At 66.0% G+C, this 23,759-nt stretch carries 16 protein-coding genes and 5 rRNA genes (1 of these 21 only partly in view); 14 read left to right on the plus strand and 7 right to left on the minus strand.

What is annotated here, in order from left to right; all coding sequences use genetic code 11:
• From BGK67_RS19105 to BGK67_RS19165, 12 genes are all read left to right on the plus strand, one after another.
• A 23S ribosomal RNA gene (locus BGK67_RS19105) occupies positions 1-3,100 on the plus strand (it extends 18 nt beyond the left edge of the window).
• 76 nt (positions 3,101-3,176) lie between these two features.
• Positions 3,177-3,293, plus strand: a 5S ribosomal RNA gene (gene rrf / locus BGK67_RS19110).
• Between the two features lie 119 nt (positions 3,294-3,412).
• Positions 3,413-3,769: a hypothetical protein gene (locus tag BGK67_RS19115; protein WP_069921219.1), complete on the plus strand. Its 357-nt coding sequence runs from the start codon at positions 3,413-3,415 to the stop codon at positions 3,767-3,769.
• Positions 3,766-4,056, plus strand: coding sequence for a hypothetical protein (locus BGK67_RS19120; RefSeq protein WP_141754036.1), 291 nt, complete (start codon positions 3,766-3,768; stop codon positions 4,054-4,056). The genes BGK67_RS19115 and BGK67_RS19120 overlap by 4 nt, the downstream gene beginning before the upstream one ends.
• 124 nt (positions 4,057-4,180) lie before the next feature.
• A complete protein-coding gene (locus tag BGK67_RS19125; RefSeq protein ID WP_069921221.1) occupies positions 4,181-5,251 on the plus strand; it encodes a DNA polymerase III subunit beta family protein in 1,071 nt (356 codons plus the stop codon).
• A gap of 21 nt (positions 5,252-5,272) precedes the next feature.
• Positions 5,273-5,824, plus strand: a complete 552-nt coding sequence (locus BGK67_RS19130; RefSeq protein ID WP_069921222.1) for a hypothetical protein — start codon at positions 5,273-5,275, stop codon at positions 5,822-5,824.
• A gap of 97 nt (positions 5,825-5,921) precedes the next feature.
• The gene (locus tag BGK67_RS19135; RefSeq protein WP_244291260.1) at positions 5,922-6,482 is read left to right on the plus strand and encodes a hypothetical protein; all 561 of its coding nucleotides are present in this window, start codon (positions 5,922-5,924) and stop codon (positions 6,480-6,482) included.
• 528 nt (positions 6,483-7,010) lie between these two features.
• A 16S ribosomal RNA gene (locus BGK67_RS19140) occupies positions 7,011-8,534 on the plus strand.
• 283 nt (positions 8,535-8,817) lie between these two features.
• Positions 8,818-11,938, plus strand: a 23S ribosomal RNA gene (locus BGK67_RS19145).
• Positions 11,939-12,014: 76 nt separating this feature from the next.
• Positions 12,015-12,131 (plus strand): 5S ribosomal RNA (rrf, locus tag BGK67_RS19150).
• The 16S, 23S and 5S rRNA genes sit together here, the layout of an rRNA operon.
• A gap of 146 nt (positions 12,132-12,277) precedes the next feature.
• Positions 12,278-13,086, plus strand: a protein-coding gene (locus BGK67_RS36375; RefSeq protein ID WP_244291261.1) for an IS5 family transposase whose coding sequence is annotated in 2 segments (ribosomal slippage) — positions 12,278-12,595 and positions 12,598-13,086 — 807 coding nt in all. Because the reading frame shifts where the segments join, the coding sequence is not laid out codon by codon here.
• A gap of 43 nt (positions 13,087-13,129) precedes the next feature.
• Positions 13,130-13,690 (plus strand): GNAT family N-acetyltransferase, encoded by a 561-nt coding sequence (locus BGK67_RS19165; RefSeq protein WP_069921224.1) that lies wholly within the window; start codon positions 13,130-13,132, stop codon positions 13,688-13,690.
• Between the two features lie 22 nt (positions 13,691-13,712).
• Here BGK67_RS19165 and BGK67_RS19170 read toward each other — a convergent pair whose 3' ends face one another.
• The 7 genes from BGK67_RS19170 to BGK67_RS19200 form a co-directional block, all read right to left on the minus strand.
• A complete protein-coding gene (locus tag BGK67_RS19170) occupies positions 13,713-15,299 on the minus strand; it encodes a P-loop NTPase family protein (RefSeq protein ID WP_069921225.1) in 1,587 nt (528 codons plus the stop codon).
• Positions 15,300-15,301: 2 nt separating this feature from the next.
• Complete coding sequence (locus tag BGK67_RS19175; RefSeq protein ID WP_069921226.1) at positions 15,302-16,723, minus strand: ATP-binding protein; 1,422 nt, start codon at positions 16,721-16,723, stop codon at positions 15,302-15,304.
• A gap of 19 nt (positions 16,724-16,742) precedes the next feature.
• Positions 16,743-18,305 carry an SCO6880 family protein gene (locus BGK67_RS19180; protein ID WP_069921227.1) on the minus strand — a complete coding sequence of 521 codons (1,563 nt, stop codon included), beginning with the start codon at positions 18,303-18,305 and terminating at the stop codon, positions 16,743-16,745.
• Complete coding sequence (locus BGK67_RS19185; protein ID WP_244291262.1) at positions 18,302-19,582, minus strand: hypothetical protein; 1,281 nt, start codon at positions 19,580-19,582, stop codon at positions 18,302-18,304. Before BGK67_RS19185 ends, BGK67_RS19180 begins: the two co-directional genes overlap by 4 nt.
• A gap of 46 nt (positions 19,583-19,628) precedes the next feature.
• The gene (locus BGK67_RS19190) at positions 19,629-20,438 is read right to left on the minus strand and encodes a hypothetical protein (RefSeq protein WP_069921229.1); all 810 of its coding nucleotides are present in this window, start codon (positions 20,436-20,438) and stop codon (positions 19,629-19,631) included.
• 91 nt (positions 20,439-20,529) lie between these two features.
• A complete protein-coding gene (locus BGK67_RS19195; protein WP_008742356.1) occupies positions 20,530-20,838 on the minus strand; it encodes a hypothetical protein in 309 nt (102 codons plus the stop codon).
• 327 nt (positions 20,839-21,165) lie between these two features.
• Positions 21,166-22,008, minus strand: coding sequence for a pentapeptide repeat-containing protein (locus tag BGK67_RS19200; protein WP_069921230.1), 843 nt, complete (start codon positions 22,006-22,008; stop codon positions 21,166-21,168).
• Positions 22,009-22,169: 161 nt separating this feature from the next.
• Between BGK67_RS19200 and BGK67_RS19205 the strand changes: the two genes are divergently transcribed.
• Positions 22,170-22,778 carry a LysE family translocator gene (locus BGK67_RS19205; RefSeq protein WP_069921231.1) on the plus strand — a complete coding sequence of 203 codons (609 nt, stop codon included), beginning with the start codon at positions 22,170-22,172 and terminating at the stop codon, positions 22,776-22,778.
• 75 nt (positions 22,779-22,853) lie between these two features.
• Positions 22,854-23,648 (plus strand): thioesterase family protein, encoded by a 795-nt coding sequence (locus tag BGK67_RS19210; RefSeq protein WP_069921232.1) that lies wholly within the window; start codon positions 22,854-22,856, stop codon positions 23,646-23,648.
• Positions 23,649-23,759: the final 111 nt, after the last annotated feature.

Genomic DNA, 23,759 nt, shown 5'->3' on the forward strand with positions numbered 1-23,759 from the left:
GCACGGTGGATGCCTTGGCACCAGGAACCGATGAAGGACGTGAGAGGCCGCGATAGGCCCCGGGGAGCTGCCAACTGAGCTTTGATCCGGGGGTGTCCGAATGGGGAAACCCGGCAGTCGTCATGGGCTGTCACCCATGCCTGAACACATAGGGCATGTGGAGGGAACGAGGGGAAGTGAAACATCTCAGTACCCTCAGGAAGAGAAAACAACCGTGATTCCGGGAGTAGTGGCGAGCGAAACCGGATGAGGCCAAACCGTATGCGTGTGATACCCGGCAGGGGTTGCGCATGCGGGGTTGTGGGAATGAGCTTGATCGGTCTGCCGGCCGGTCGGCGAGTCAGAAACCGTTGATGTAGTCGAAGGACATGCGAAAGGTCCGGCGTAGAGGGTAAGACCCCCGTAGACGAAACATCAGCGGCTTGCTTGCTCATCTCCCAAGTAGCACGGGGCCCGAGAAATCCCGTGTGAATCTGGCGGGACCACCCGCTAAGCCTAAATATTCCCTGGTGACCGATAGCGGATAGTACCGTGAGGGAATGGTGAAAAGTACCGCGGGAGCGGAGTGAAATAGTACCTGAAACCGTGTGCCTACAAGCCGTGGGAGCGTCGCTCATGCTTGCACAATGTCGTGACTGCGTGCCTTTTGAAGAATGAGCCTGCGAGTTAGCGGTGTGTAGCGAGGTTAACCCGTGTGGGGAAGCCGTAGCGAAAGCGAGTCCGAATAGGGCGATTGAGTTGCACGCTCTAGACCCGAAGCGGAGTGATCTAGCCATGGGCAGGTTGAAGCGGAGGTAAGACTTCGTGGAGGACCGAACCCACCAGGGTTGAAAACCTGGGGGATGACCTGTGGTTAGGGGTGAAAGGCCAATCAAACTCCGTGATAGCTGGTTCTCCCCGAAATGCATTTAGGTGCAGCGTCGTGTGTTTCTTGCCGGAGGTAGAGCACTGGATAGGCGATGGGCCCTACCGGGTTACTGACCTTAGCCAAACTCCGAATGCCGGTAAGTGAGAGCACGGCAGTGAGACTGTGGGGGATAAGCTCCATGGTCGAGAGGGAAACAGCCCAGAGCATCGACTAAGGCCCCCAAGCGTACGCTAAGTGGGAAAGGATGTGGAGTCGCAGAGACAACCAGGAGGTTGGCTTAGAAGCAGCCACCCTTGAAAGAGTGCGTAATAGCTCACTGGTCAAGTGATTCCGCGCCGACAATGTAGCGGGGCTCAAGCGTACCGCCGAAGTCGTGTCATTGCAGCAATAGGGCCAACGCCCGCTGTGATGGGTAGGGGAGCGTCGTGTGCCGGGTGAAGCAGCAGCGGAAGCTAGTTGTGGACGGTTCACGAGTGAGAATGCAGGCATGAGTAGCGATACACACGTGAGAAACGTGTGCGCCGATTGACTAAGGGTTCCTGGGTCAAGCTGATCTGCCCAGGGTAAGTCGGGACCTAAGGCGAGGCCGACAGGCGTAGTCGATGGACAACCGGTTGATATTCCGGTACCCGCTTTGAAACGCCCAATATCGAATCAGGCGATGCTAAGTCCGTGAAGCCGTTCCGGACCCTTCGGGGAAAGGAAAGTGGTGGAGCCGACGAACCAGACTTGTAGTAGGTAAGCGATGGGGTGACGCAGGAAGGTAGTCCAGCCCGGGCGGTGGTTGTCCCGGGGTAAGGGTGTAGGCCGAGGGGTAGGCAAATCCGTCCCTCATTAAGGCTGAGACCTGATGCCGAGCCGATTGTGGTGAAGTGGATGATCCTATGCTGTCGAGAAAAGCCTCTAGCGAGTTTCATGGCGGCCCGTACCCTAAACCGACTCAGGTGGTCAGGTAGAGAATACCGAGGCGTTCGGGTGAACTATGGTTAAGGAACTCGGCAAAATGCCCCCGTAACTTCGGGAGAAGGGGGGCCATCACTGGTGATCGGATTTACTCCGTGAGCTGGGGGTGGCCGCAGAGACCAGCGAGAAGCGACTGTTTACTAAAAACACAGGTCCGTGCGAAGCCGTAAGGCGATGTATACGGACTGACGCCTGCCCGGTGCTGGAACGTTAAGGGGACCGGTTAGTGCGCTTTCGGGCGTGCGAAGCTGAGAACTTAAGCGCCAGTAAACGGCGGTGGTAACTATAACCATCCTAAGGTAGCGAAATTCCTTGTCGGGTAAGTTCCGACCTGCACGAATGGCGTAACGACTTCTCGACTGTCTCAACCATAGGCCCGGTGAAATTGCACTACGAGTAAAGATGCTCGTTTCGCGCAGCAGGACGGAAAGACCCCGGGACCTTTACTACAGTTTGATATTGGTGTTCGGTTCGGCTTGTGTAGGATAGGTGGGAGACTTTGAAGCGGCCACGCCAGTGGTTGTGGAGTCGTCGTTGAAATACCACTCTGGTCGTGCTGGATGTCTAACCTCGGTCCGTGATCCGGATCAGGGACAGTGTCTGATGGGTAGTTTAACTGGGGCGGTTGCCTCCCAAAGGGTAACGGAGGCGCCCAAAGGTTCCCTCAGCCTGGTTGGCAATCAGGTGTTGAGTGTAAGTGCACAAGGGAGCTTGACTGTGAGACCGACGGGTCGAGCAGGGACGAAAGTCGGGACTAGTGATCCGGCGGTGGCTTGTGGAAGCGCCGTCGCTCAACGGATAAAAGGTACCCCGGGGATAACAGGCTGATCTTCCCCAAGAGTCCATATCGACGGGATGGTTTGGCACCTCGATGTCGGCTCGTCGCATCCTGGGGCTGGAGTCGGTCCCAAGGGTTGGGCTGTTCGCCCATTAAAGCGGTACGCGAGCTGGGTTTAGAACGTCGTGAGACAGTTCGGTCCCTATCCGCTGTGCGCGTAGGAATATTGAGAAGGGCTGTCCCTAGTACGAGAGGACCGGGACGGACGAACCTCTGGTGTGCCAGTTGTCCTGCCAAGGGCATGGCTGGTTGGCTACGTTCGGGAGGGATAACCGCTGAAAGCATCTAAGCGGGAAGCCTGCTTCGAGATGAGTATTCCCACCTCCTTGAGAGGGTAAGGCTCCCAGTAGACGACTGGGTTGATAGGCCAGATGTGGAAGCCCGGTAACGGGTGAAGCTGACTGGTACTAATAGGCCGAGGGCTTGTCCTCAGTTGCTCGCGTCCACTGTGTTAGTTCTGAAATAACGAACGGCTGTGTTCATGCCAGCGTTCTAATTTCATAGTGTTTCGGTGGTCATAGCGTTAGGGAAACGCCCGGTTACATTCCGAACCCGGAAGCTAAGCCTTTCAGCGCCGATGGTACTGCAGGGGGGACCCTGTGGGAGAGTAGGACGCCGCCGAACAATCATTGCGGGAAGCCCCGCACCAGCCCTTTACGGGCTCGGTGCGGGGCTTTTCTGCGTTCACCACCGGATCGGCGGGGTCGGCTGGGTATCCTGGCCGCGTTCCCCTGGAGGACGTGATGACAGCACAGCAGCTGGAAGCCGGCGGGCCGCTCATCCCCCAGCCGGCCATGACACGGGAAGCCCTGCGGGACGCCGTGCGCCGGATCGACATGGCCAACCTGGCCGTCCTCGACAAGGAATGCAACGAGGCGTTCGACCGGGCCGCCGAGACCGGGGCCATCAATCCGTTGCGGTTCTTCCTGATCAAGTGGGCCACCCACGTGGCGATCCTCCGCTGGCCGGCCCGGGCGGCCGCGCTGCACGAAGCGGAACGGGTGGCGGGGGACCCGGAGGCCACGGAAGAGGAGTTCCGGGCCGCGATGGAGACGAGCAGCCGCATCCTGGCCGAGGCCCAGCGCGAGATCGGCCAGTGACTTCGCGCGGCGAAGGCGTGGAGAACGACACCGGCTGGGCCTGGGAGTGCGACCCGAGCCGGCTGTGGGTGCTCGGCGACATGCCAGCGGAGCACCAGCAGCTGGTGGCAGCCGTCATGGACGGCCTGGTCGACCTGGCGTCGATGGCCATCGACCCCAAGGACGGCAGCCTCTACGAGGACCCCAACCCGATGCGGCTGCGTACGTACGAGGACGAGCACCTGATGGTCTGGTACCAGACCATCCCCCACCGCTGCCGGGTCTACCTGAAACGCGTCAACCTCTGAGCCCACGGACGATGGCTGCTGCGCTGGCTTGCGTGCCCGCCCACGTGAGTGCGCCACGACCGGACCGGCGTAGCCCGCAGGGCCGTGTTGACCTTCGGGTTGGTTGAAGGCCAATGATGGCGCGGTGCCGAATTCCGAGCTGATGTCCATCGGGGCCTTCGCCCGGCGCAGTGGGCTGACCCCCAGTGCGCTGCGGTTCTACGCCGACTCCGGGCTGCTGGCCCCAGCCGAGATCGACCCGGTGTCGGGGTACCGCTACTACAGCGGTGACCAGGTGGCGCGGGCATCCGTGTTGCGGCGGCTTCGGGAGATCGGCATGCCCCTCGCCGCCGTCGGGGCGGTGCTCGGTGCCGGGGCCGGCGAGGCGGCCCGGCTGGTCGATGAGCATGTCGCGCGGGTCGTGGGGGACGCGGCCGTGGCGCAGCAGAAGGCCGCGGTGATCAAGTCCGTGCTGGGGGCCGTGCCGCCTTCGCCGGTCGCGGTGCTGAAGGGGCCGGTGCTGGCGGATGCGGTCGAGCAGGTCCTGACCGCGGCCGTGCACGAGCCCGGGATGCCGGTACTCGCCGGTCTGCGCATCGAGGCGAGCGATGAGGCGGTCACCCTGACCGCAACCGACCGGTACCGGCTCTCCACCCGGACCCTGGTGCCGGCCGAACCGCCGCGACAGACATGGGCCGGCACGGTCAGCGGAGACGAGCTGCGGGTCGCGGTCGCCGAGATCCGCCGCAGTGCGCTGGTACGGCTCGAGGCGGGGCGGCACGGGATCCGGTTCCGGGTGGCGGCCGGTGAGGACCGGTACTGCCGGCTGCTGTCCGAGGAGTTCCCCGACTACCGGCTGGTGCTCACCTCCCTGGGCGAGGTCACCACGCGGGTGACGGTCGCGAAAGAGCCGCTCCTGCGGGCCCTGGAGGAACACCCCGGCGAGCGCATCGGGCTGCGCGTCGCGGAGGGCGGAGCGGATGTCGTGTCCGCGGATGACGAGGACCCGGGCATTCGCCTTCCCGCCACCGCGTCGGGCAGGCCCCTGCGGGTCTGGTTCGAGCTGACCACGCTCTACCCCGCTGTGAGCACGGCGATCGGCCCCGACGTGATGCTCGATCTGAGAGGCGAGGACCAGCCGGTCACGATCCGTTCCGCGGACCGGGGGGATCTCACCACGCTGGCCATGCCGGTCAAGTCCGACCACTCCGTCTGAGAAGGAAGCCGAGGACCATCCATGGCCACCACCGCCCACCCCACCACCGCCGACCCCGCAGCCGCCGACCCCGCAGCCGCCGGCACGGACCCGACCATGGACGCCATCGGCCGGGCCGTCACCGAAGGCCGGGCCGGTGAGACTGCTGCCGCCCGGCAGAAGCTGCTGGGCCTGTGGGCCGCGATCGGGGTCACGGGTGACCCGTTGCACCGTTGCTCTCTCGCTCACTACCTGGCCGATCTGTACGAGGATCCCGCCCAGGCCCTGGCGTGGGACGTCCGGGCCCTGGACGCCGCCGACGCCGTGACGGAGCAGCGGGTCCAGGAGCACGACGCCGGCCTGCACATCGCCGGCTTCTACCCCTCCCTGCACCTCAACCTCGCCGATGGCTACCGCCGCCTCGGCTCCTTCGAAGCCGCCGCCGAGCACATCAGCGCGGCCGCAGCGCGCGCGACCGGCCTGCCGGGGACCCCCTATGGCGACCTGCTCCGTCGCGCGATCCAAGAGGTCGGCGAGGCCGTCGTCCGGCGGGACCGGGCACCGCGGGAGTCTGCGCCCGGCTCCCCCGCGTGAGTGCCGCCGACTTGCGTCCGCCAACCCGGCTGGTGCGAGGCAGACTTGGTGCTGTGAGGTGTGGGGCTGGCAGCGCGTCGGGTGGGGGAGCGGTTCGGTGGATCTCAGTGCAGTGATCATCGCGGTGGCGGGTGTCGCCGGGACCCTGGGAGGGTCGCTCCTCACCCAGCGCGGCTCCGAGCGTACGAAGCTCAGGGAGATAGCGCTCGTCCGCGGCCAGGAGGAGACCCACGAGAACCGCGTTCTCCGCAGGACCTGTTACGTGGAGCTCAACCGGGACGCCCGCCAGTTCACGACGGCGCTCAACCGGCACCTGCACGTCCTGCGGGAGCGGGGGGTGGAGGAGGCCGACAGGGTTGCGCTGGAGGAGGCGAAGAACGCTCACCGCGACCGGTACTCCGAAGCGCAGATGATCGCCCCTGACGAGGTGCTCGTACCTGCGAGCGCCGTCAACCGGGCCCTGAACAAGGTCTACGGACAGGTGAAACGGCTCGAGCGGGGCGAGCCCGCGCCGGGGGAGACGAGGGAGACCGCGGAGCGGGACCGGCAGGCGGTGTGGGACATGCTCAGGGAGATGCGAGCCGCGATGCGGCGCGACCTGGGTGTGTCGACCGAGGGCTCTCCCGACGGCCGGGGAGGCGACCCGGACTCGTTTTGACACCTCCATGGCACGGTTGTAGGGTCGAGCAGTTGCCTCGAGCTGGACAGTTCGGCAGCAGCCCCCCACAAGAACAACGTTTCGCGTGGGGACGCTCGACTCTTCATTCGGATTCGAAGCCGGGGAAATCCGGTGGAGATCTTCTGATAGAGTCGGAATCGCCGGAAAGGGAAAGCGCGAAAGCGCAGGAACTGGAAAGCACCGAGGAAATCGGGCCCGAGAGAGTCTGATAGAGTCGGACACGCAAGAACAGCAGGAAAACAGAACGACAGCCCGGAGGAAAGCCCGAGAGGGTGAGTACGAAGGAAGCGTCCGTTCCTTGAGAACTCAACAGCGTGCCAAAAATCAACGCCAAAAGTTGATACCCCGTCCATTTCGGTGGATGAGGTTCCTTTGAAAAAGACCTGTGGGGCTCCCTCGTGGAGTGCTTGCAGGCGATTACACAGCGAGGACGCAGTGGACGGTCGGTCTTATTCCGACATGATCGTCCCGCTCTACGTGATGTGTGCACCCGATTACGGGTAAACATTCATGGAGAGTTTGATCCTGGCTCAGGACGAACGCTGGCGGCGTGCTTAACACATGCAAGTCGAACGATGAAGCCCTTCGGGGTGGATTAGTGGCGAACGGGTGAGTAACACGTGGGCAATCTGCCCTTCACTCTGGGACAAGCCCTGGAAACGGGGTCTAATACCGGATACCACTCCTGCCTGCATGGGCGGGGGTTGAAAGCTCCGGCGGTGAAGGATGAGCCCGCGGCCTATCAGCTTGTTGGTGGGGTAATGGCCCACCAAGGCGACGACGGGTAGCCGGCCTGAGAGGGCGACCGGCCACACTGGGACTGAGACACGGCCCAGACTCCTACGGGAGGCAGCAGTGGGGAATATTGCACAATGGGCGAAAGCCTGATGCAGCGACGCCGCGTGAGGGATGACGGCCTTCGGGTTGTAAACCTCTTTCAGCAGGGAAGAAGCGAAAGTGACGGTACCTGCAGAAGAAGCGCCGGCTAACTACGTGCCAGCAGCCGCGGTAATACGTAGGGCGCAAGCGTTGTCCGGAATTATTGGGCGTAAAGAGCTCGTAGGCGGCTTGTCACGTCGGATGTGAAAGCCCGAGGCTTAACCTCGGGTCTGCATTCGATACGGGCTAGCTAGAGTGTGGTAGGGGAGATCGGAATTCCTGGTGTAGCGGTGAAATGCGCAGATATCAGGAGGAACACCGGTGGCGAAGGCGGATCTCTGGGCCATTACTGACGCTGAGGAGCGAAAGCGTGGGGAGCGAACAGGATTAGATACCCTGGTAGTCCACGCCGTAAACGTTGGGAACTAGGTGTTGGCGACATTCCACGTCGTCGGTGCCGCAGCTAACGCATTAAGTTCCCCGCCTGGGGAGTACGGCCGCAAGGCTAAAACTCAAAGGAATTGACGGGGGCCCGCACAAGCAGCGGAGCATGTGGCTTAATTCGACGCAACGCGAAGAACCTTACCAAGGCTTGACATATACCGGAAAGCATTAGAGATAGTGCCCCCTTGTGGTCGGTATACAGGTGGTGCATGGCTGTCGTCAGCTCGTGTCGTGAGATGTTGGGTTAAGTCCCGCAACGAGCGCAACCCTTGTCCTGTGTTGCCAGCATGCCCTTCGGGGTGATGGGGACTCACAGGAGACCGCCGGGGTCAACTCGGAGGAAGGTGGGGACGACGTCAAGTCATCATGCCCCTTATGTCTTGGGCTGCACACGTGCTACAATGGCCGGTACAATGAGCTGCGATACCGTGAGGTGGAGCGAATCTCAAAAAGCCGGTCTCAGTTCGGATTGGGGTCTGCAACTCGACCCCATGAAGTCGGAGTTGCTAGTAATCGCAGATCAGCATTGCTGCGGTGAATACGTTCCCGGGCCTTGTACACACCGCCCGTCACGTCACGAAAGTCGGTAACACCCGAAGCCGGTGGCCCAACCCGTAAGGGAGGGAGCTGTCGAAGGTGGGACTGGCGATTGGGACGAAGTCGTAACAAGGTAGCCGTACCGGAAGGTGCGGCTGGATCACCTCCTTTCTAAGGAGCACAGTACCGATTGCAGACAAATGTTCTGCACGGTCAGCTCATGGGTGGAACGTTGATTAGTTGGCACCTTCGGATCTGATGGTTCTCGAGTACTGCTTCGGCGTGGAAAGAGAAGACGGATGGTCGAGGGTGCTTGGCACGTTGTTGGGTCCTGAAGGTACGGCCGTGAGGTCATGTCTTCAGTGCCGGCCCCAGTGAACTTGTGCTCTTTGAGTACAGGGTGATGGGTGGCTGGTCGTTGTTTGAGAACTACACAGTGGACGCGAGCATCTGTGGCCAAGTTTTTAAGGGCGCACGGTGGATGCCTTGGCACCAGGAACCGATGAAGGACGTGAGAGGCCGCGATAGGCCCCGGGGAGCTGCCAACTGAGCTTTGATCCGGGGGTGTCCGAATGGGGAAACCCGGCAGTCGTCATGGGCTGTCACCCATGCCTGAACACATAGGGCATGTGGAGGGAACGAGGGGAAGTGAAACATCTCAGTACCCTCAGGAAGAGAAAACAACCGTGATTCCGGGAGTAGTGGCGAGCGAAACCGGATGAGGCCAAACCGTATGCGTGTGATACCCGGCAGGGGTTGCGCATGCGGGGTTGTGGGAATGAGCTTGATCGGTCTGCCGGCCGGTCGGCGAGTCAGAAACCGTTGATGTAGTCGAAGGACATGCGAAAGGTCCGGCGTAGAGGGTAAGACCCCCGTAGACGAAACATCAGCGGCTTGCTTGCTCATCTCCCAAGTAGCACGGGGCCCGAGAAATCCCGTGTGAATCTGGCGGGACCACCCGCTAAGCCTAAATATTCCCTGGTGACCGATAGCGGATAGTACCGTGAGGGAATGGTGAAAAGTACCGCGGGAGCGGAGTGAAATAGTACCTGAAACCGTGTGCCTACAAGCCGTGGGAGCGTCGCTCATTGGGTTTACCCAATGTCGTGACTGCGTGCCTTTTGAAGAATGAGCCTGCGAGTTAGCGGTGTGTAGCGAGGTTAACCCGTGTGGGGAAGCCGTAGCGAAAGCGAGTCCGAATAGGGCGATTGAGTTGCACGCTCTAGACCCGAAGCGGAGTGATCTAGCCATGGGCAGGTTGAAGCGGAGGTAAGACTTCGTGGAGGACCGAACCCACCAGGGTTGAAAACCTGGGGGATGACCTGTGGTTAGGGGTGAAAGGCCAATCAAACTCCGTGATAGCTGGTTCTCCCCGAAATGCATTTAGGTGCAGCGTCGTGTGTTTCTTGCCGGAGGTAGAGCACTGGATAGGCGATGGGCCCTACCGGGTTACTGACCTTAGCCAAACTCCGAATGCCGGTAAGTGAGAGCACGGCAGTGAGACTGTGGGGGATAAGCTCCATGGTCGAGAGGGAAACAGCCCAGAGCATCGACTAAGGCCCCCAAGCGTACGCTAAGTGGGAAAGGATGTGGAGTCGCAGAGACAACCAGGAGGTTGGCTTAGAAGCAGCCACCCTTGAAAGAGTGCGTAATAGCTCACTGGTCAAGTGATTCCGCGCCGACAATGTAGCGGGGCTCAAGCGTACCGCCGAAGTCGTGTCATTGCAGCAATAGGGCCAACGCCCGCTGTGATGGGTAGGGGAGCGTCGTGTGCCGGGTGAAGCAGCAGCGGAAGCTAGTTGTGGACGGTTCACGAGTGAGAATGCAGGCATGAGTAGCGATACACACGTGAGAAACGTGTGCGCCGATTGACTAAGGGTTCCTGGGTCAAGCTGATCTGCCCAGGGTAAGTCGGGACCTAAGGCGAGGCCGACAGGCGTAGTCGATGGACAACCGGTTGATATTCCGGTACCCGCTTTGAAACGCCCAATATCGAATCAGGCGATGCTAAGTCCGTGAAGCCGTTCCGGACCCTTCGGGGAAAGGAAAGTGGTGGAGCCGACGAACCAGACTTGTAGTAGGTAAGCGATGGGGTGACGCAGGAAGGTAGTCCAGCCCGGGCGGTGGTTGTCCCGGGGTAAGGGTGTAGGCCGAGGGGTAGGCAAATCCGTCCCTCATTAAGGCTGAGACCTGATGCCGAGCCGATTGTGGTGAAGTGGATGATCCTATGCTGTCGAGAAAAGCCTCTAGCGAGTTTCATGGCGGCCCGTACCCTAAACCGACTCAGGTGGTCAGGTAGAGAATACCGAGGCGTTCGGGTGAACTATGGTTAAGGAACTCGGCAAAATGCCCCCGTAACTTCGGGAGAAGGGGGGCCATCACTGGTGATCGGATTTACTCCGTGAGCTGGGGGTGGCCGCAGAGACCAGCGAGAAGCGACTGTTTACTAAAAACACAGGTCCGTGCGAAGCCGTAAGGCGATGTATACGGACTGACGCCTGCCCGGTGCTGGAACGTTAAGGGGACCGGTTAGTGCGCTTTCGGGCGTGCGAAGCTGAGAACTTAAGCGCCAGTAAACGGCGGTGGTAACTATAACCATCCTAAGGTAGCGAAATTCCTTGTCGGGTAAGTTCCGACCTGCACGAATGGCGTAACGACTTCTCGACTGTCTCAACCATAGGCCCGGTGAAATTGCACTACGAGTAAAGATGCTCGTTTCGCGCAGCAGGACGGAAAGACCCCGGGACCTTTACTACAGTTTGATATTGGTGTTCGGTTCGGCTTGTGTAGGATAGGTGGGAGACTTTGAAGCGGCCACGCCAGTGGTTGTGGAGTCGTCGTTGAAATACCACTCTGGTCGTGCTGGATGTCTAACCTCGGTCCGTGATCCGGATCAGGGACAGTGTCTGATGGGTAGTTTAACTGGGGCGGTTGCCTCCCAAAGGGTAACGGAGGCGCCCAAAGGTTCCCTCAGCCTGGTTGGCAATCAGGTGTTGAGTGTAAGTGCACAAGGGAGCTTGACTGTGAGACCGACGGGTCGAGCAGGGACGAAAGTCGGGACTAGTGATCCGGCGGTGGCTTGTGGAAGCGCCGTCGCTCAACGGATAAAAGGTACCCCGGGGATAACAGGCTGATCTTCCCCAAGAGTCCATATCGACGGGATGGTTTGGCACCTCGATGTCGGCTCGTCGCATCCTGGGGCTGGAGTCGGTCCCAAGGGTTGGGCTGTTCGCCCATTAAAGCGGTACGCGAGCTGGGTTTAGAACGTCGTGAGACAGTTCGGTCCCTATCCGCTGTGCGCGTAGGAATATTGAGAAGGGCTGTCCCTAGTACGAGAGGACCGGGACGGACGAACCTCTGGTGTGCCAGTTGTCCTGCCAAGGGCATGGCTGGTTGGCTACGTTCGGGAGGGATAACCGCTGAAAGCATCTAAGCGGGAAGCCTGCTTCGAGATGAGTATTCCCACCTCCTTGAGAGGGTAAGGCTCCCAGTAGACGACTGGGTTGATAGGCCAGATGTGGAAGCCCGGTAACGGGTGAAGCTGACTGGTACTAATAGGCCGAGGGCTTGTCCTCAGTTGCTCGCGTCCACTGTGTTAGTTCTGAAATAACGAACGGCTGTGTTCATGCCAGCGTTCTAATTTCATAGTGTTTCGGTGGTCATAGCGTTAGGGAAACGCCCGGTTACATTCCGAACCCGGAAGCTAAGCCTTTCAGCGCCGATGGTACTGCAGGGGGGACCCTGTGGGAGAGTAGGACGCCGCCGAACAATCATTGCGGGAAGCCCCGCACCAGCCCTTTACGGGCTCGGTGCGGGGCTTTTCTGCGTTTACGGCCTTAGAGCTCGTAACAGGATCTTGTTGAGGTGCCCTGGTCGGGCGTAACCAGTGTGATGATTCGGCCGTTCGTGAGTGTGTGAGCACTCGGCCGTGGATCGTGGACGATGACTTGTGGGCACTGATCGAGCCGCTGCTGCCGCCCTGGCCTACGAGGTCGCCAGGTCCGCGGCCGCTGGCAGACCGGTTGTGTCTGCAGGGCATTCTGTACGTCCTGCACAACGACATTGCCTGGCAACTCCTGCCACCTGAGCTGGGCTTCGGCTCCGGGCAGACCTGCTGGCGGCGTCTGGAGCGGTGGCAGCAGGCCGGGGTCTTCGACCAGCTGCACCGAATCCTGCTCGCCGAGCTGAACGCGGCCGGCCGACTCGACTGGTCCAGGGCCTGCGTGGACGGCTCCCACATCCGGGCGAAAAAGGGGGAGCCGACACCGGTCCGTCGCCGGTCGACCGGCGGAAGACGGGCAGCAAACACCACCTGATCTGCGACGGACGCGGCACCCCGCTCAAGGTCATCACGACCGCGGCCAACGTCAATGACGTCACCCAGACCCTCGCCCTGGTCGACGGCATCCCGCCAGTGGCGGGCCGCCCCGGCCGTCCCCGCAGACGCCCGGACGCCCTGCTCGGCGACAAGGGCTACGACTCCAACCCCAACCGGGAAGAGCTGCGCAAACGCCGGATCCTGCCCGTCATCTCCCGCAAAGGAGCCCCGAACATCAAGGGCATGGGCAAACTCCGCTACGTCGTCGAGCAGACCTTCGCACTCCTGCACCAGTTCAAACGACTCGCCGTCCGCTGGGAACGCCGCACCGAACTCCACGACGCGTTTGCATCCCTCGCCTGCAGCCTCATCTGCTGGCGACGCCTCAACAAGCCCGACTCATGATCGTGTTACGAGCTCTTAGGGGCCGGGGCTAGGGTCCCTGACCATGAGTCAGTATCAGTGCGTGATACGTCCGGTACGGGGCGACGAGTGGGCCAAGGTCAAGGAGCTGCGGATCGCCGCGCTGAACGACCCCGCGGCTTCCGTGGCGTTCCTTGAGACCGTGGCGCAGGCCGAGGGCCGGCCCGACGCGTTCTGGAAGGGACGTGCCGAGGGGGCTTCGCACGGGCACGCGGCTCGGCAGTTCGTGGCCGAGGGGCCCGGCGGGGAGTGGGCCGGGTCGGTGACGGTGCTGGTCGAGGAGAGCGGCACCACCGACATCTTCGACCAGGACATCGAGCAGGCCCAGGGGCACCTGGTCGGTGTGTTCGTACGGCCGGAGCAGCGGGGGACCGGGCTCACCGAGGGGCTATTCCGGGCCGCGCTCGAGTGGTGCTGGTCGCTGGAGCAGCCGGAGCTACAGCGGGTACGGCTCTTCGTGCACGAGGGGAACGCGCGGGCCGCGGCCTTCTACCGGCGGTTCGGGTTCGAGGCGACGGGAAACGCCGTGCCCGTGCCGGCGGATCCGTCCGCCAAGGAGCTGGAGTACGTGTTCCCGAGGACGTGACGGGGCGGGGGCTCGGTGGTCATCAGGGGAGGTCGGCTTCCGGCCAGCGGGCACGGGCCTGCTCGCGGCTGCGGCACAGGGCGAGGAGGGGGAGCGTCTCGTCCGTGAGGAGCTGCGGGAGCTGGGGGATCGGGGCGACCGCCGCGACATCGTCCAGGACGAGGGTGAGTGGTGGGGCGAGCCGACCGTGGGATGACCGTGCGGCCATGCGGCGGCCGTGCTCGACCACGTCAGCGGCGAGTGCGGTGAGCAGGGGCATCGCACCCGGGTGGGTGCGGGGGTCTTCCAGAGGTTCGCCCACCAGGTAGAGGGTGCCCCCCTCGGTGACGAACGAAGCCAAAGTGAGCGAATCCGTTCGGTTCGGATTGCAGGCCTCGCGGATGTGGATCGAGGTCAGGCAGGCGAGGGCGCGGGCCGTCAGGTGCTGGGCCATTTCACGGCGTTCGGGGTGCGCGGTGAGGGCGCTCTCCAGTTCGCCGGCGGCGCCGGGGGCCGCCTGGGGGTGGGTGCGCAGGATGCGGACCGGGTCCTGGGCGCCGTTGCCCTGGGTCCAGCGGTGGAGCTGTTTGAACGGGCGGTCGCCGAGGGCGGCCGCCTGGAGCCAGCTGCGGAGCAGGGTCTCCGCGGTGTCGGCGACCGCGGCGTCCATCCGGGCCTGGGGGCGTACGGGGGCCAGCAGGGCGAGGGCGCGGGCGGCGGCGGTCTCGCGCTCGGCGCAGCCCTCGGCCGGGTTCCAGTGCATGCGGGCCGGGGTGTCGCACAGGTGCGAGGGGTCGTAGACGAGGACCGGGCCGAGTTTGGCGCGGGCGTCCTTGGTCTCGGCCCACAGGTCGGGCGAGGAGGTCACGATCAGGGCGGCGCCCTCCGCCGCGGCGATGTTCTGCGCGGCCAGCCGCAGGCGCTCGGCGGGGCCGGCGTAGGCCATGCGGGGCTGCGGTGCGGCCTGGGCGGGGGGCGCGGGGGCGTAGCCGAAGCCGTAGCGGTAGGCCTCGTCCGAGGGGGCGGGCGTACGGTCCGCGCGGACGGGGGCCGGGGGCGCGGCGGCGGTGGGCGGGGGTGCGGTCGCCTGGGCGGGGGCGGATTCCAGTGCCGGGGCGTGGGCGGGGGCTGGTACGTAGGGCTGGGGCTTGTGGGCGGTTGCCGGGGCCGGTACGGGGGCCGGGGTGTGGGGCCGGGGCTCCGGGGACGGGGCCGCGTGCGGGGGTTCGTACGGTACGGGGGCCTCGGCGGCGGCCTGTCTGGCCAGGGCGCGGCGGGACTTGGTGCGGGCGATCACGCCGATGGCGAAGACGGTGAGGACGAACAGCACCAGGAGCTGGCTGAGGAACAGGCCCCAGAACAGTCCCCAGCCGGAGAGGGCCGCCGGGTCGGTGTCGGGCCAGGCGCCCGGGAGGTCGTGCGGCTGCGCTATCAGGGCGCGGACGGCCTCCGGGGTGCGGGTGAAGGTGACGGTGTCGGGCCAGGCGCCCTGGGCGAAGACCGCGGCGAGGCCGGTCGCCGACCAGACGAGGAGGGCGAGGCCGAGGAGGAAGGCCAGCAGGCCGACCAGCAGGCCGTCCGGGACGCCCCCGGCGCGGGCGGGGGGCTCCGTGCGTCGTGCGTCGTGCATGGTCAGGCCACCGTGGTCGCGGAACCCGGGCCGCCGTTGCCGCGGCGGCGTTCGATGGACAGGGCGCGTTCCTCCGCCTCGAGTTCGGCGGCGAGGAGTTCGTCGGGGAGCAGGTTGGGCACCGAGGACTCGGTCATGGCGCGGTCGGTGTAGACGAGGGGGCGTTCGGCCTCGGTGATCAGGTGTTTGACCACCTGGACGTTGCCGTTGACGTCCCAGACGGCGATGCCCGGGGTGAGGGTGGGGATGATTTCCACGGCCCAGCGCGGGAGGCCGAGGACCAGGCCGGTGGCGCGTGCCTCGTCGGCTTTCTGGGCGTAGATGGTCCGGGTCGAGGCCATCTTGAGGATGGCCGCGGCTTCGCGTGCGGCTGCGCCGTCGACGACGTCGGAGAGGTGGTGGACGACGGCGACGAAGGACAGGCCGAGGCGTCGGCCGAACTTCAACAGGCGCTGGAACAGCTGGGCCACGAAGGGGCTGTTGATGATGTGCCAGGCCTCTTCGACGAGGAAGATGCGCTTCTTGCGGTCGGGCCGGATCCAGGTGTGTTCCAGCCAGACGCCGACGATCGCCATGAGGATCGGCATCGCGATGGAGTTGCGGTCGATGTGGGAGAGGTCGAAGACGATCAGGGGCGCGTCGAGGTCGATGCCGACGGTGGTCGGGCCGTCGAACATGCCGCGCAGGTCGCCGTCGACGAGCCGGTCGAGGACCAGGGCCACGTCGAGGCCCCAGGCCCGCACGTCGTCTATGTCGACGTTCATCGCGAGCGCCGATTCGGCTTCGGGGTGGCGCAGTTGTTCCACGATGTCGGTGAGGACGGGCTGGCGGTCCCGGATGGCGTCGACGACGTGGGCGTGGGCGACCTTGAGGGCGAAGCCGGCGCGCTCGTCGAGGCCGTGGCCCATGGCGACCTCGATGATGGTCCGGAGCAGTGCGAGCTGTCCGGTCGTGGTGATCGCCGGGTCGAGGGGGTTGAGGCGGATCCCGTCGTCGCTGGCGGCGATGGGGTCCAGGCGGATGGGGGTTATCCCCAGCTGCTGGGCGATGAGGTTCCATTCGCCGACGCCGTCTTCGCCCTGGGCGTCGAGGACGACGACCTGGCGGTCCTTGAAGCGGAGCTGGCGCAGGACGTAGGTCTTCTCCAGGGCGGACTTGCCGTTGCCGGATTCGCCGAGGACCAGCCAGTGGGGGGCGGGGAGCTGCTGGCCGTACAGCTGGAAGGGGTCGTAGATGTAGCCCTTGCCGCTGTAGACCTCGCGGCCGATGATGACGCCGGAGTCGCCGAGTCCGGGGGCAGCGGTGGGCAGGTAGACGGCTTGCGCCTGCCCGGTGGAGGTGCGTACGGGCAGGCGCGTGGTTTCGACTTTGCCGAAGACGAAGCTGGTGAAGGCGTCCGTCAGCGCTGTCATGGGATCTCGCATGGGCGGCACTTCCCTCCAGCTAGCGTCGGATGCCGGTGGCGAACGGCAAGGTGTTGACGAAGGCGCGGTGGTGCTCGCGGTCGCACCATTCGAGCTTCAGGTAGGACTTGCCGGCGGAGGCGCGGATGGTGCGCTTGTCGCGGGCGAGGGCCTCCGGTGAACGCGAGGACACCGTGATGTACCCGACGAGGTTGACTCCGGCAGCGCCGCTGGCGAGATCTTCACCCCTCTGGTCGAGCCGGCCGTGGGCGGCGATGTCGCGGGGGTCGACGGTGCGGTTCATCTTGGCGGCGCGGGAGGCGTCGGCCTCGTCGTTGGTCTTCTCGGTGAGCATGCGCTCGATGGCCACCTCGGTGGGCTCCAGGTCCATGGTGACGGCGACGGTGCGGATGACGTCGGGGGTGTGGACGAGGAGGGGGGCGAGGAAGTTGACGCCGACGGGGGTCATGGGCCATTCCTTCACCCACGCGGTGGCGTGGCACCAGGGGGCGCGGGTGGAGGACTCGCGGGTCTTGGCCTGGAGGTAGGTGGGTTCCACCGCGTCGAGTTCGGCGGGCCAGGCGTTGCGCTTGGTCATGGCCTGGATGTGGTCGATGGGGTGGTCCGGGTCGTACATGGAGTGCACGAGGGAGGCGAGGCGGCCCTGGCCGAGGGGCTGGCGGACGCGGATGTCGGCTTCGGCGAGGCGGGCGCAGATGTCGGTGAGCTCGCGGGCCATGACGATGGCGAGGCCGGCGTCGCGGTTGAGCCTGCGGCCCTTGTGGGGGGTGGCGGCGCGGGCGATGGTGTGGGCCTCGGCGGCGAGTTCGCGGGTGTAGTGCATGCAGGCGACGAGGTAGGCGCGGTGCTGCTCGGAGGAGGTGGACACCATCGACTGGAGCTGGTCGTAGGAGTCGCGCAGCCAGCCGGGGGCCCGGGTGTCGCCGCGCTGGGCGACGTCCTTGGCGTGGGCGTCGGGGTCGGCGGGCAGGGTGCGGGCGAGCATCTGCAGGCGGGTGACGAAGCCGTCGCCGTTGGCCACGTGCTTGAGGAGGGTACCGAAGCGGTCGACGAGCGCTTCTTGGTCCTCGCTGTCGCGCAGGCCGACGCCGGGGCCCTCGATCTCGATGGCGGCGGTGACCGTTCTGCGGTCGGCGTGGAGGAGTACGGCGATCTCGTCGGGGCCGAAGGGGGCGGCGAGCCAGCTGATGCGGCCGATGCCGGGGGGCGGGCCGACCTCGACCTCGCGGCCGTCGGAGCCGCGTACGCCGGCTTCCATGGCGCCCGAGCGGTAGGTGGTGCCGCGTCGCAGGGTGCGCTTGTAGCTGCGGTTGATCTCGAACCAGCGGTAGAAGGTGCGGCCCTTGTACGGGACGTACACGGCGGCGAGGGCGAGCATGGGGAAGCCGACGAGGCTGACGATGCGCAGGGTGAGGTCGGGGACGATCAGTCCGCTCATCATGCCGAAGAACGCCCCGGCGATGATCAGGGCGATCTCGCCGGTCTCGCGGTTCTTGCCGACGATCGCGTTCGGCCGGGCCCGGCCGATGAGATACGTGCGGCGGGGCGCGACCGGGTGCATCTGATGGGACTGGGTCGTCAACGCCCGTCACCTCCTGTGTTCCTCGTACTCGAACTCGTGCTCGTGCGGGGCGGGGGTGCGGCGGAGGGGACAGTTCCGCCGCCGCCCCCGCCGCCGGAGGTGGGCCGGCTGCTGTGGGCGGCCACGCCTCCGGAGAGGGCGTTGGCGGGGCGGGGCGTGCTGCCGCCGCCGTCGCCCCCGCGGTGGGCGCCGCGGCTGCTGTGGGTCTTGATGCCCTGCGAGACGAGGGAGGCGGGGGAGCTGATGACGGCGGCTGCCTGCGCGCCGTCGGTGGCCTTGCTGCGGTTGGAGCGGGCGGAGGCGATCTCGTCGCCGAAGCCGGGGACGAAGCGGTAGATCATCGCGGAGGCGAAGATCGCCAGCAGGATGATGGCGAGGCCGGTGACGACGGCGGAGAAGGCGTCGGGGCCCTTCTCGCCGGCGAGGGCTCCGGCGAGGCCGAGGACGATGACGATGACCGGCTTCACGAGGATGACGGCGATCATGATGCCCGCCCAGCGGCGGACGTGGCCCCAGAGGTTGCGGTCGACGAGGCCCGCGTAGACGACGACGCCGAGGAGGGCGCCGACGTAGAGGAGGGCGGCGCGGATGAACAGCTCGAGGAAGAGGATGCCGGCGGCGAGGACGGTGACGAGGGAGACCACGATCAACATGATCGGTCCGCCGCCGATGTCGTCGCCCTTCTTGAGGGCTTCGGAGAAGGAGCCGAAGAAGACGTCGGTCTGGCCGCCGGCGGCGGAGGCGATGACCTCGGTGACGCCGTCGGTGGCGGAGACGACGGTGTACAGGATCAGGGGGGTGAAGGCGGAGGCGAGGACGGTGAGCCAGAGGAAGCCGATCGCCTCGGAGAGGGCGGTGGTGAGGGGGACGCCGCGGAGGGCTCGCTTGGCGACGGCGAAGAGCCACAGGACGAGCGTGAGGATGGTGGAGGCGGCGAAGACGACGGCGTACTGCTTGAGGAAGGTGGCGTTGGTGAAGTCGACGTCGGCGCTGCCCTTGACCGCTTCGCTGAGCTTGCCGACGATCCAGGCCGCGGCGTCGGCGCAGCCCTTGGCGAGGGAGGCGAGGGGGTTGAGGGCGTCGGCCGGGTCGCTGGGCGCCAGGCCCGGGGCGCGGCCGGTGGATGCGCCTTCCCCGCGTTCGCAGTAGTCCTTTGCGGGGCCTCGGATCAGGTCGCAGGGGTTGTTGCTCGCCTGCGGACTGGGCGTGGCGCCCGGGGGCGGGGTGGGGGACGGGATGGGAGCCGCTACCGCGCGGGTCGCCAGGAGTACGGCCATGGTTTGCACGGTCGCCACGACGGCCGTGAGGGACAGGGGGCGACGGTCAGCGCGCATAGGTGAGTCCCCCGAACTGTGAAACCGCGGCGGCCATCTCTTCCGCCGAGGCAGCGGCCTGGTCCCGGCCCACCGGAGCGGGCCCGTCCTTCTGCGTGAAGTCCGCGACCCGCCAGTCGCCGTTGAGCCAGCGGAGCTCGAAGGTGTTCGTGTACCAGCTCTCGGAGACCGGGTTCTTCGAGCCCTCGCCCGCGAGGCCGAACAGCGCCGAGTACCAGACGGAGACGGTGGCGGTGTCGCCGCCGAACTTCTCGACCTTCGTGCCCACCGGGTTCACGCGGGAGATGAAGGTCATTCCCTTGGGCGCCTTGCCGCCGGCTTCGAGTCCGATACGGGCCAGGAACTCCGGGTCGGCGTAGACCTTGTCGAGGTCGCTCTGGCGCGAGGCGGCCACGTCGGGCAGGTAGACGCTCTGCACGATCGCACGTCTGCGGGCGGCGTCGAACATGCCGTCCGAGCTGAGCGCCACGGCGTAGTTGGCCGCCGCCGACTGGGCGCCCTGTTCGTCGTGGGCGAAGCCCTTGGGGATGGTGCCGTTCTTGCCCGTGACCGGGGAGGTGCCCGTGGCGGAGGTCGAGGCGGTGGACGGGGCGTTGTCCGTGGGGGGTGGGGTCGGGGTGTCGGGGCCCTGGTTCGCGAACGCGATGGCTGCGATCAGGAGGCCCACCACGCCGACCACGGTGATGAGGCTGCGGGGGGTGCGCGGGGCGCGGCGGGTGGGGCCGTACGGGTCGGCGGGGGAGTCCGGGAGGCGGGTGCGGGTTTGGCCCGTGCCTCCGTACTGGTCCTCGCTGCTCATTCCGTTTCGGCCCCCTCCGCGTCGTACGACGGTAGTGCTGGTTCCCGCGTAGGTGCGGTGTGATGATTCCCCATCAGGCCCGGTGGCCGGGCTAGACGGCCATTCCGTACACGATGGTGAAGAGGGTGCCCAGTGAGCCGATGATGAAGACGCCCGTGAGGCCGGCCACGATCAGGCCCTTGCCCTGCTCGGCGCTGAACGTGTCGCGCAGGGCTGTGGCGCCGATGCGCTGTTTGGCCGCGCCCCAGATGGCGATGCCGAGGCAGAGGAGGATCGCCACGGCCATGACCACCTCGATCATGACCTTCGCTTCGTTGCCGAGACTGCCGAACGGCCCCCAGTTCGGGGCGATTCCGCCGATGATGGTGGTGATGTCGCCCTTTTCGGCTGCCAGGATCATGTAACTCACCGCCCCTGTATGGGTAGTTCCGGTAGCCCGTGCCCGACGGCAGGGGTCACCCACTATCTTCGCTGATGAAACCGCCGCCGTCGTCGACTTGACGGCTCTCTTTACCCGATCTCCCGGCCCGCATCCCGCCCCTGTGCTCTGACCTGCGCAGCTGCGGTGTGTATGCGAAAGAACGTATGGTCACTCTGTGTATCACGAGGGGTGACGCCGGGCAATGATTGTCGTCCCGGCGTACGGGGGGTGGGGCGAGGGGCCGCCGTTCGGCTCAGTGGTCGGCGTGTCGTGCGGTGACCTCGGCCCGGTATGTCCGATAGTCCGTCAGCCCTGGGCCCAGTGGGTCGGGCGGGTGAGGTGCGGGGGGATGCGGGTGCCGGGGGAGCCCTGGGCCGCGTTCAGTTGGGCCTGGGTGAGGAAGAGGGCGTGGCGCAGGTCCGCTTCGCGGAGGTTTGCGTCGCGGAGGTCCGCGCCGATGAGGTCGGCCGTGCGGAGGTCGGCGCGGCCGAGGTCGGCGGCGATCAGGTAGGCGCCGCGCAGGTTGCCGCCGCGCAGGTCCGCGCCGGCGAGGCGGGCGCCCATGAGGTCGGCTCCGCGGTGGTTCTTCTTGCGGCCCGGCACCTTGCCCCGTACGAGCTCGCTGGTCTTCAGCAGCAGGGTGTTGATCTTCTGGCGGAGGGCGCCGACGTCCAGGTCCGAGAGGGCGGCCGCGTCCGCGCGGGTGTGGGCGGAGGTTTCCGCCAGGGCGTCCCGGAGCTGTGCGTGGAGGGGGGCGGCGGCCGGGAGGGTCAGGGCCTCCGCGACGTAGAAGAGGAGCTCGTGCAGCTGCCGCATCACCGGGAAGACATCGAACATCTCGGCCCGGGTCTCGGGGTGGGTGCGCCAGTCGCGGCCGCCGAAGGTGACCTGGGACACCTGCTGGCCCGCCCCGAAGCAGTCGAAGACGGTGCAGCCCTGGAAGCCCGTGTCGCGCAGCCGGGTGTGGATCCCGCAGCGGAAGTCCTCCCGCAGGTTCTTGCAGGGGGTGCCGGCGGGCTTGTTCACGGCGAAGTCGTTGGACTTGGCGAAGGGGAGGGCGACGCAGCACAGTGCGAAGCAGTTCGAGCAGTCCGCCTGGAGGAGGGGGAGGGCCGGGGGCTGGGGGAGACGCGTGGACACGTGTTCCATTGTCACCGGTCGGGGGCGCGGGGGCGCGTCGGGGGCGCGGGCGGGGGCGTGCCCGGCGCGGGGCGCGATGGCGCGGGGCGCGGGCGGGCCGAGGCCGTTTCTCGAGCGGGAGGAGAGCGGACGGGCTTGATCCGCGGGGGGCGGGCGTTGAGCATCGACGCATGACAGAAGTGATCGCAGTCGCCGTCATCACCATGCTCGCCGTGATCAGCCCCGGCGCGGACTTCGCCATGGTGGTCCGCAACAGCTACCTCTACGGGCGGCCCACCGGACTGTTCGCCGCCGCCGGGGTCGCGGCCGGCGTGCTGGTGCACGTCTCCTACACGATGCTCGGGGTCGGTCTGCTGATCGCCTCCTCCACCACCCTGTTCACCGTGATCAAGCTGGCGGGTGCGGCCTATCTGGTGTGGATCGGGATACGGACCTTCCGGGCGCGGGTCGAGGTGACCGTGGACCTGGAGTCCGCGCAGCGGCTGACGCGGCTCGGGGCGATGCGGTCGGGGTTCCTGACCAACGTGCTCAACCCGAAGACGACGCTGTTCGTGGTGTCGACCTTCACCCAGGTGGTCAACCCGGGCACTCCGGTGTGGCAGCAGGCCGGGTACGGGTTGTTCATGTCGGCCGCGCACCTGGGCTGGTTCGGGGCGGTGGCGCTGTTCTTCTCCAACTCCCGGCTCCGGGAGCGGATGCTGAAGGCGCAGAAGGCCCTGAACCGGGCCATCGGGTCGGTGCTGGTGGGTCTGGGCGTGGGCCTCGGTTTCGCTCGGTGAGTCGGGCGGCGGGGGTCTGAGGGACGCCCCCGCGGGGCTGGTGGTGCTGGGTTACCTGTGGGTAGCGTGGCTGTCATGGGCGATGCGGAGGGGTTCTTCGAGCGGGTGGACGCCGGCCGGTTCCTGGCCACGGAGTACACCCGCGGGCCGTGGGACCCGGGCGCGCAGCACGCCGGCCCGCCGGCCGCGCTGCTCGGGCGGGCCGTCGAGGACCGGCCCGACGCCCGCGCCGGCATGCGGATCGCCCGGATCACGTACGAGATCCTGCGGCCGGTGCCGATCGGCGCCCTGGAGGTCGCCACCCGCGTGCTGCGCTCGGGCCGCGGCACCGAGGTGGTCGAGGCCTCCCTCACCCCGGGGGGCGGGGCGGCGCCGGTGATGGTGGCGCGGGCCCTGCGCATCAGGGTGGCCGAGGAGGCGGTGCCGGCGGTGGTGCCGGGGCCGCAGGTGCCGCCGCCCGGGGAGGCGGGGGCGGTGCCGTTCTTCCCGGTGCCGTGGGAGACCGGCTACCACACGGCCATGGAGGCCCGGTTCACCCAGGGCGCCTTCGTGGAGCTCGGGCCCGGCACCTGCTGGATGCGGATGAGGGTCCCGCTCGTCGCCGGGGAGGAGATCCGGCCGCTGGACCGGGTGCTGGTCGCGGCCGACTCCGGCAACGGCATCAGCTCCGTGCTGGACTACGCCCGGTTCGTCTTCCTCAACGGCGACCTGACGGTCCATCTGCACCGCCATCCGGTCGGCGAATGGGCCTGCGTGGAATCGCGTACGGCCGTGGACGCGGCCGGCATCGGTCTGGTCGACGCCCGGCTGCACGACGAGAAGGGCCCCATCGGGCGCGCCGCGCAGAGCCTGTTCGTCGCTCCGCGGTAGTGCGTGCGCCCGGCCGCCGCCCGTGCGGACTGGACGGTGGACTTCGGTGGCGTCGAGGATGAGGCGGTGACGTGACGCGTCCGCATGGACTGTTCGGGTCTCCGAGGGGGT

The organism is Streptomyces subrutilus, assembly GCF_001746425.1.
Classification (GTDB): domain Bacteria; phylum Actinomycetota; class Actinomycetes; order Streptomycetales; family Streptomycetaceae; genus Streptomyces; species Streptomyces subrutilus_A.

Excerpts from the sequence above, each read along its gene's own strand:
- BGK67_RS19130 (WP_069921222.1), top strand. The coding sequence starts at position 5,273 with ATGGCCACCACCGCCCACCCCACCACCGCCGACCCCGCAGCCGCCGAC.
- BGK67_RS19185 (WP_244291262.1), bottom strand. The coding sequence starts at position 19,582 with ATGGCCGTACTCCTGGCGACCCGCGCGGTAGCGGCTCCCATCCCGTCC.
- BGK67_RS19165 (WP_069921224.1), top strand. The coding sequence starts at position 13,130 with ATGAGTCAGTATCAGTGCGTGATACGTCCGGTACGGGGCGACGAGTGG.
- BGK67_RS19115 (WP_069921219.1), top strand. The coding sequence starts at position 3,413 with ATGACAGCACAGCAGCTGGAAGCCGGCGGGCCGCTCATCCCCCAGCCG.
- BGK67_RS19190 (WP_069921229.1), bottom strand. The coding sequence starts at position 20,438 with ATGAGCAGCGAGGACCAGTACGGAGGCACGGGCCAAACCCGCACCCGC.
- BGK67_RS19200 (WP_069921230.1), bottom strand. The coding sequence starts at position 22,008 with ATGGAACACGTGTCCACGCGTCTCCCCCAGCCCCCGGCCCTCCCCCTC.
- BGK67_RS19205 (WP_069921231.1), top strand. The coding sequence starts at position 22,170 with ATGACAGAAGTGATCGCAGTCGCCGTCATCACCATGCTCGCCGTGATC.
- BGK67_RS19170 (WP_069921225.1), bottom strand. The coding sequence starts at position 15,299 with ATGCACGACGCACGACGCACGGAGCCCCCCGCCCGCGCCGGGGGCGTC.
- BGK67_RS19210 (WP_069921232.1), top strand. The coding sequence starts at position 22,854 with ATGGGCGATGCGGAGGGGTTCTTCGAGCGGGTGGACGCCGGCCGGTTC.
- BGK67_RS19175 (WP_069921226.1), bottom strand. The coding sequence starts at position 16,723 with ATGCGAGATCCCATGACAGCGCTGACGGACGCCTTCACCAGCTTCGTC.
- BGK67_RS19195 (WP_008742356.1), bottom strand. The coding sequence starts at position 20,838 with ATGATCCTGGCAGCCGAAAAGGGCGACATCACCACCATCATCGGCGGA.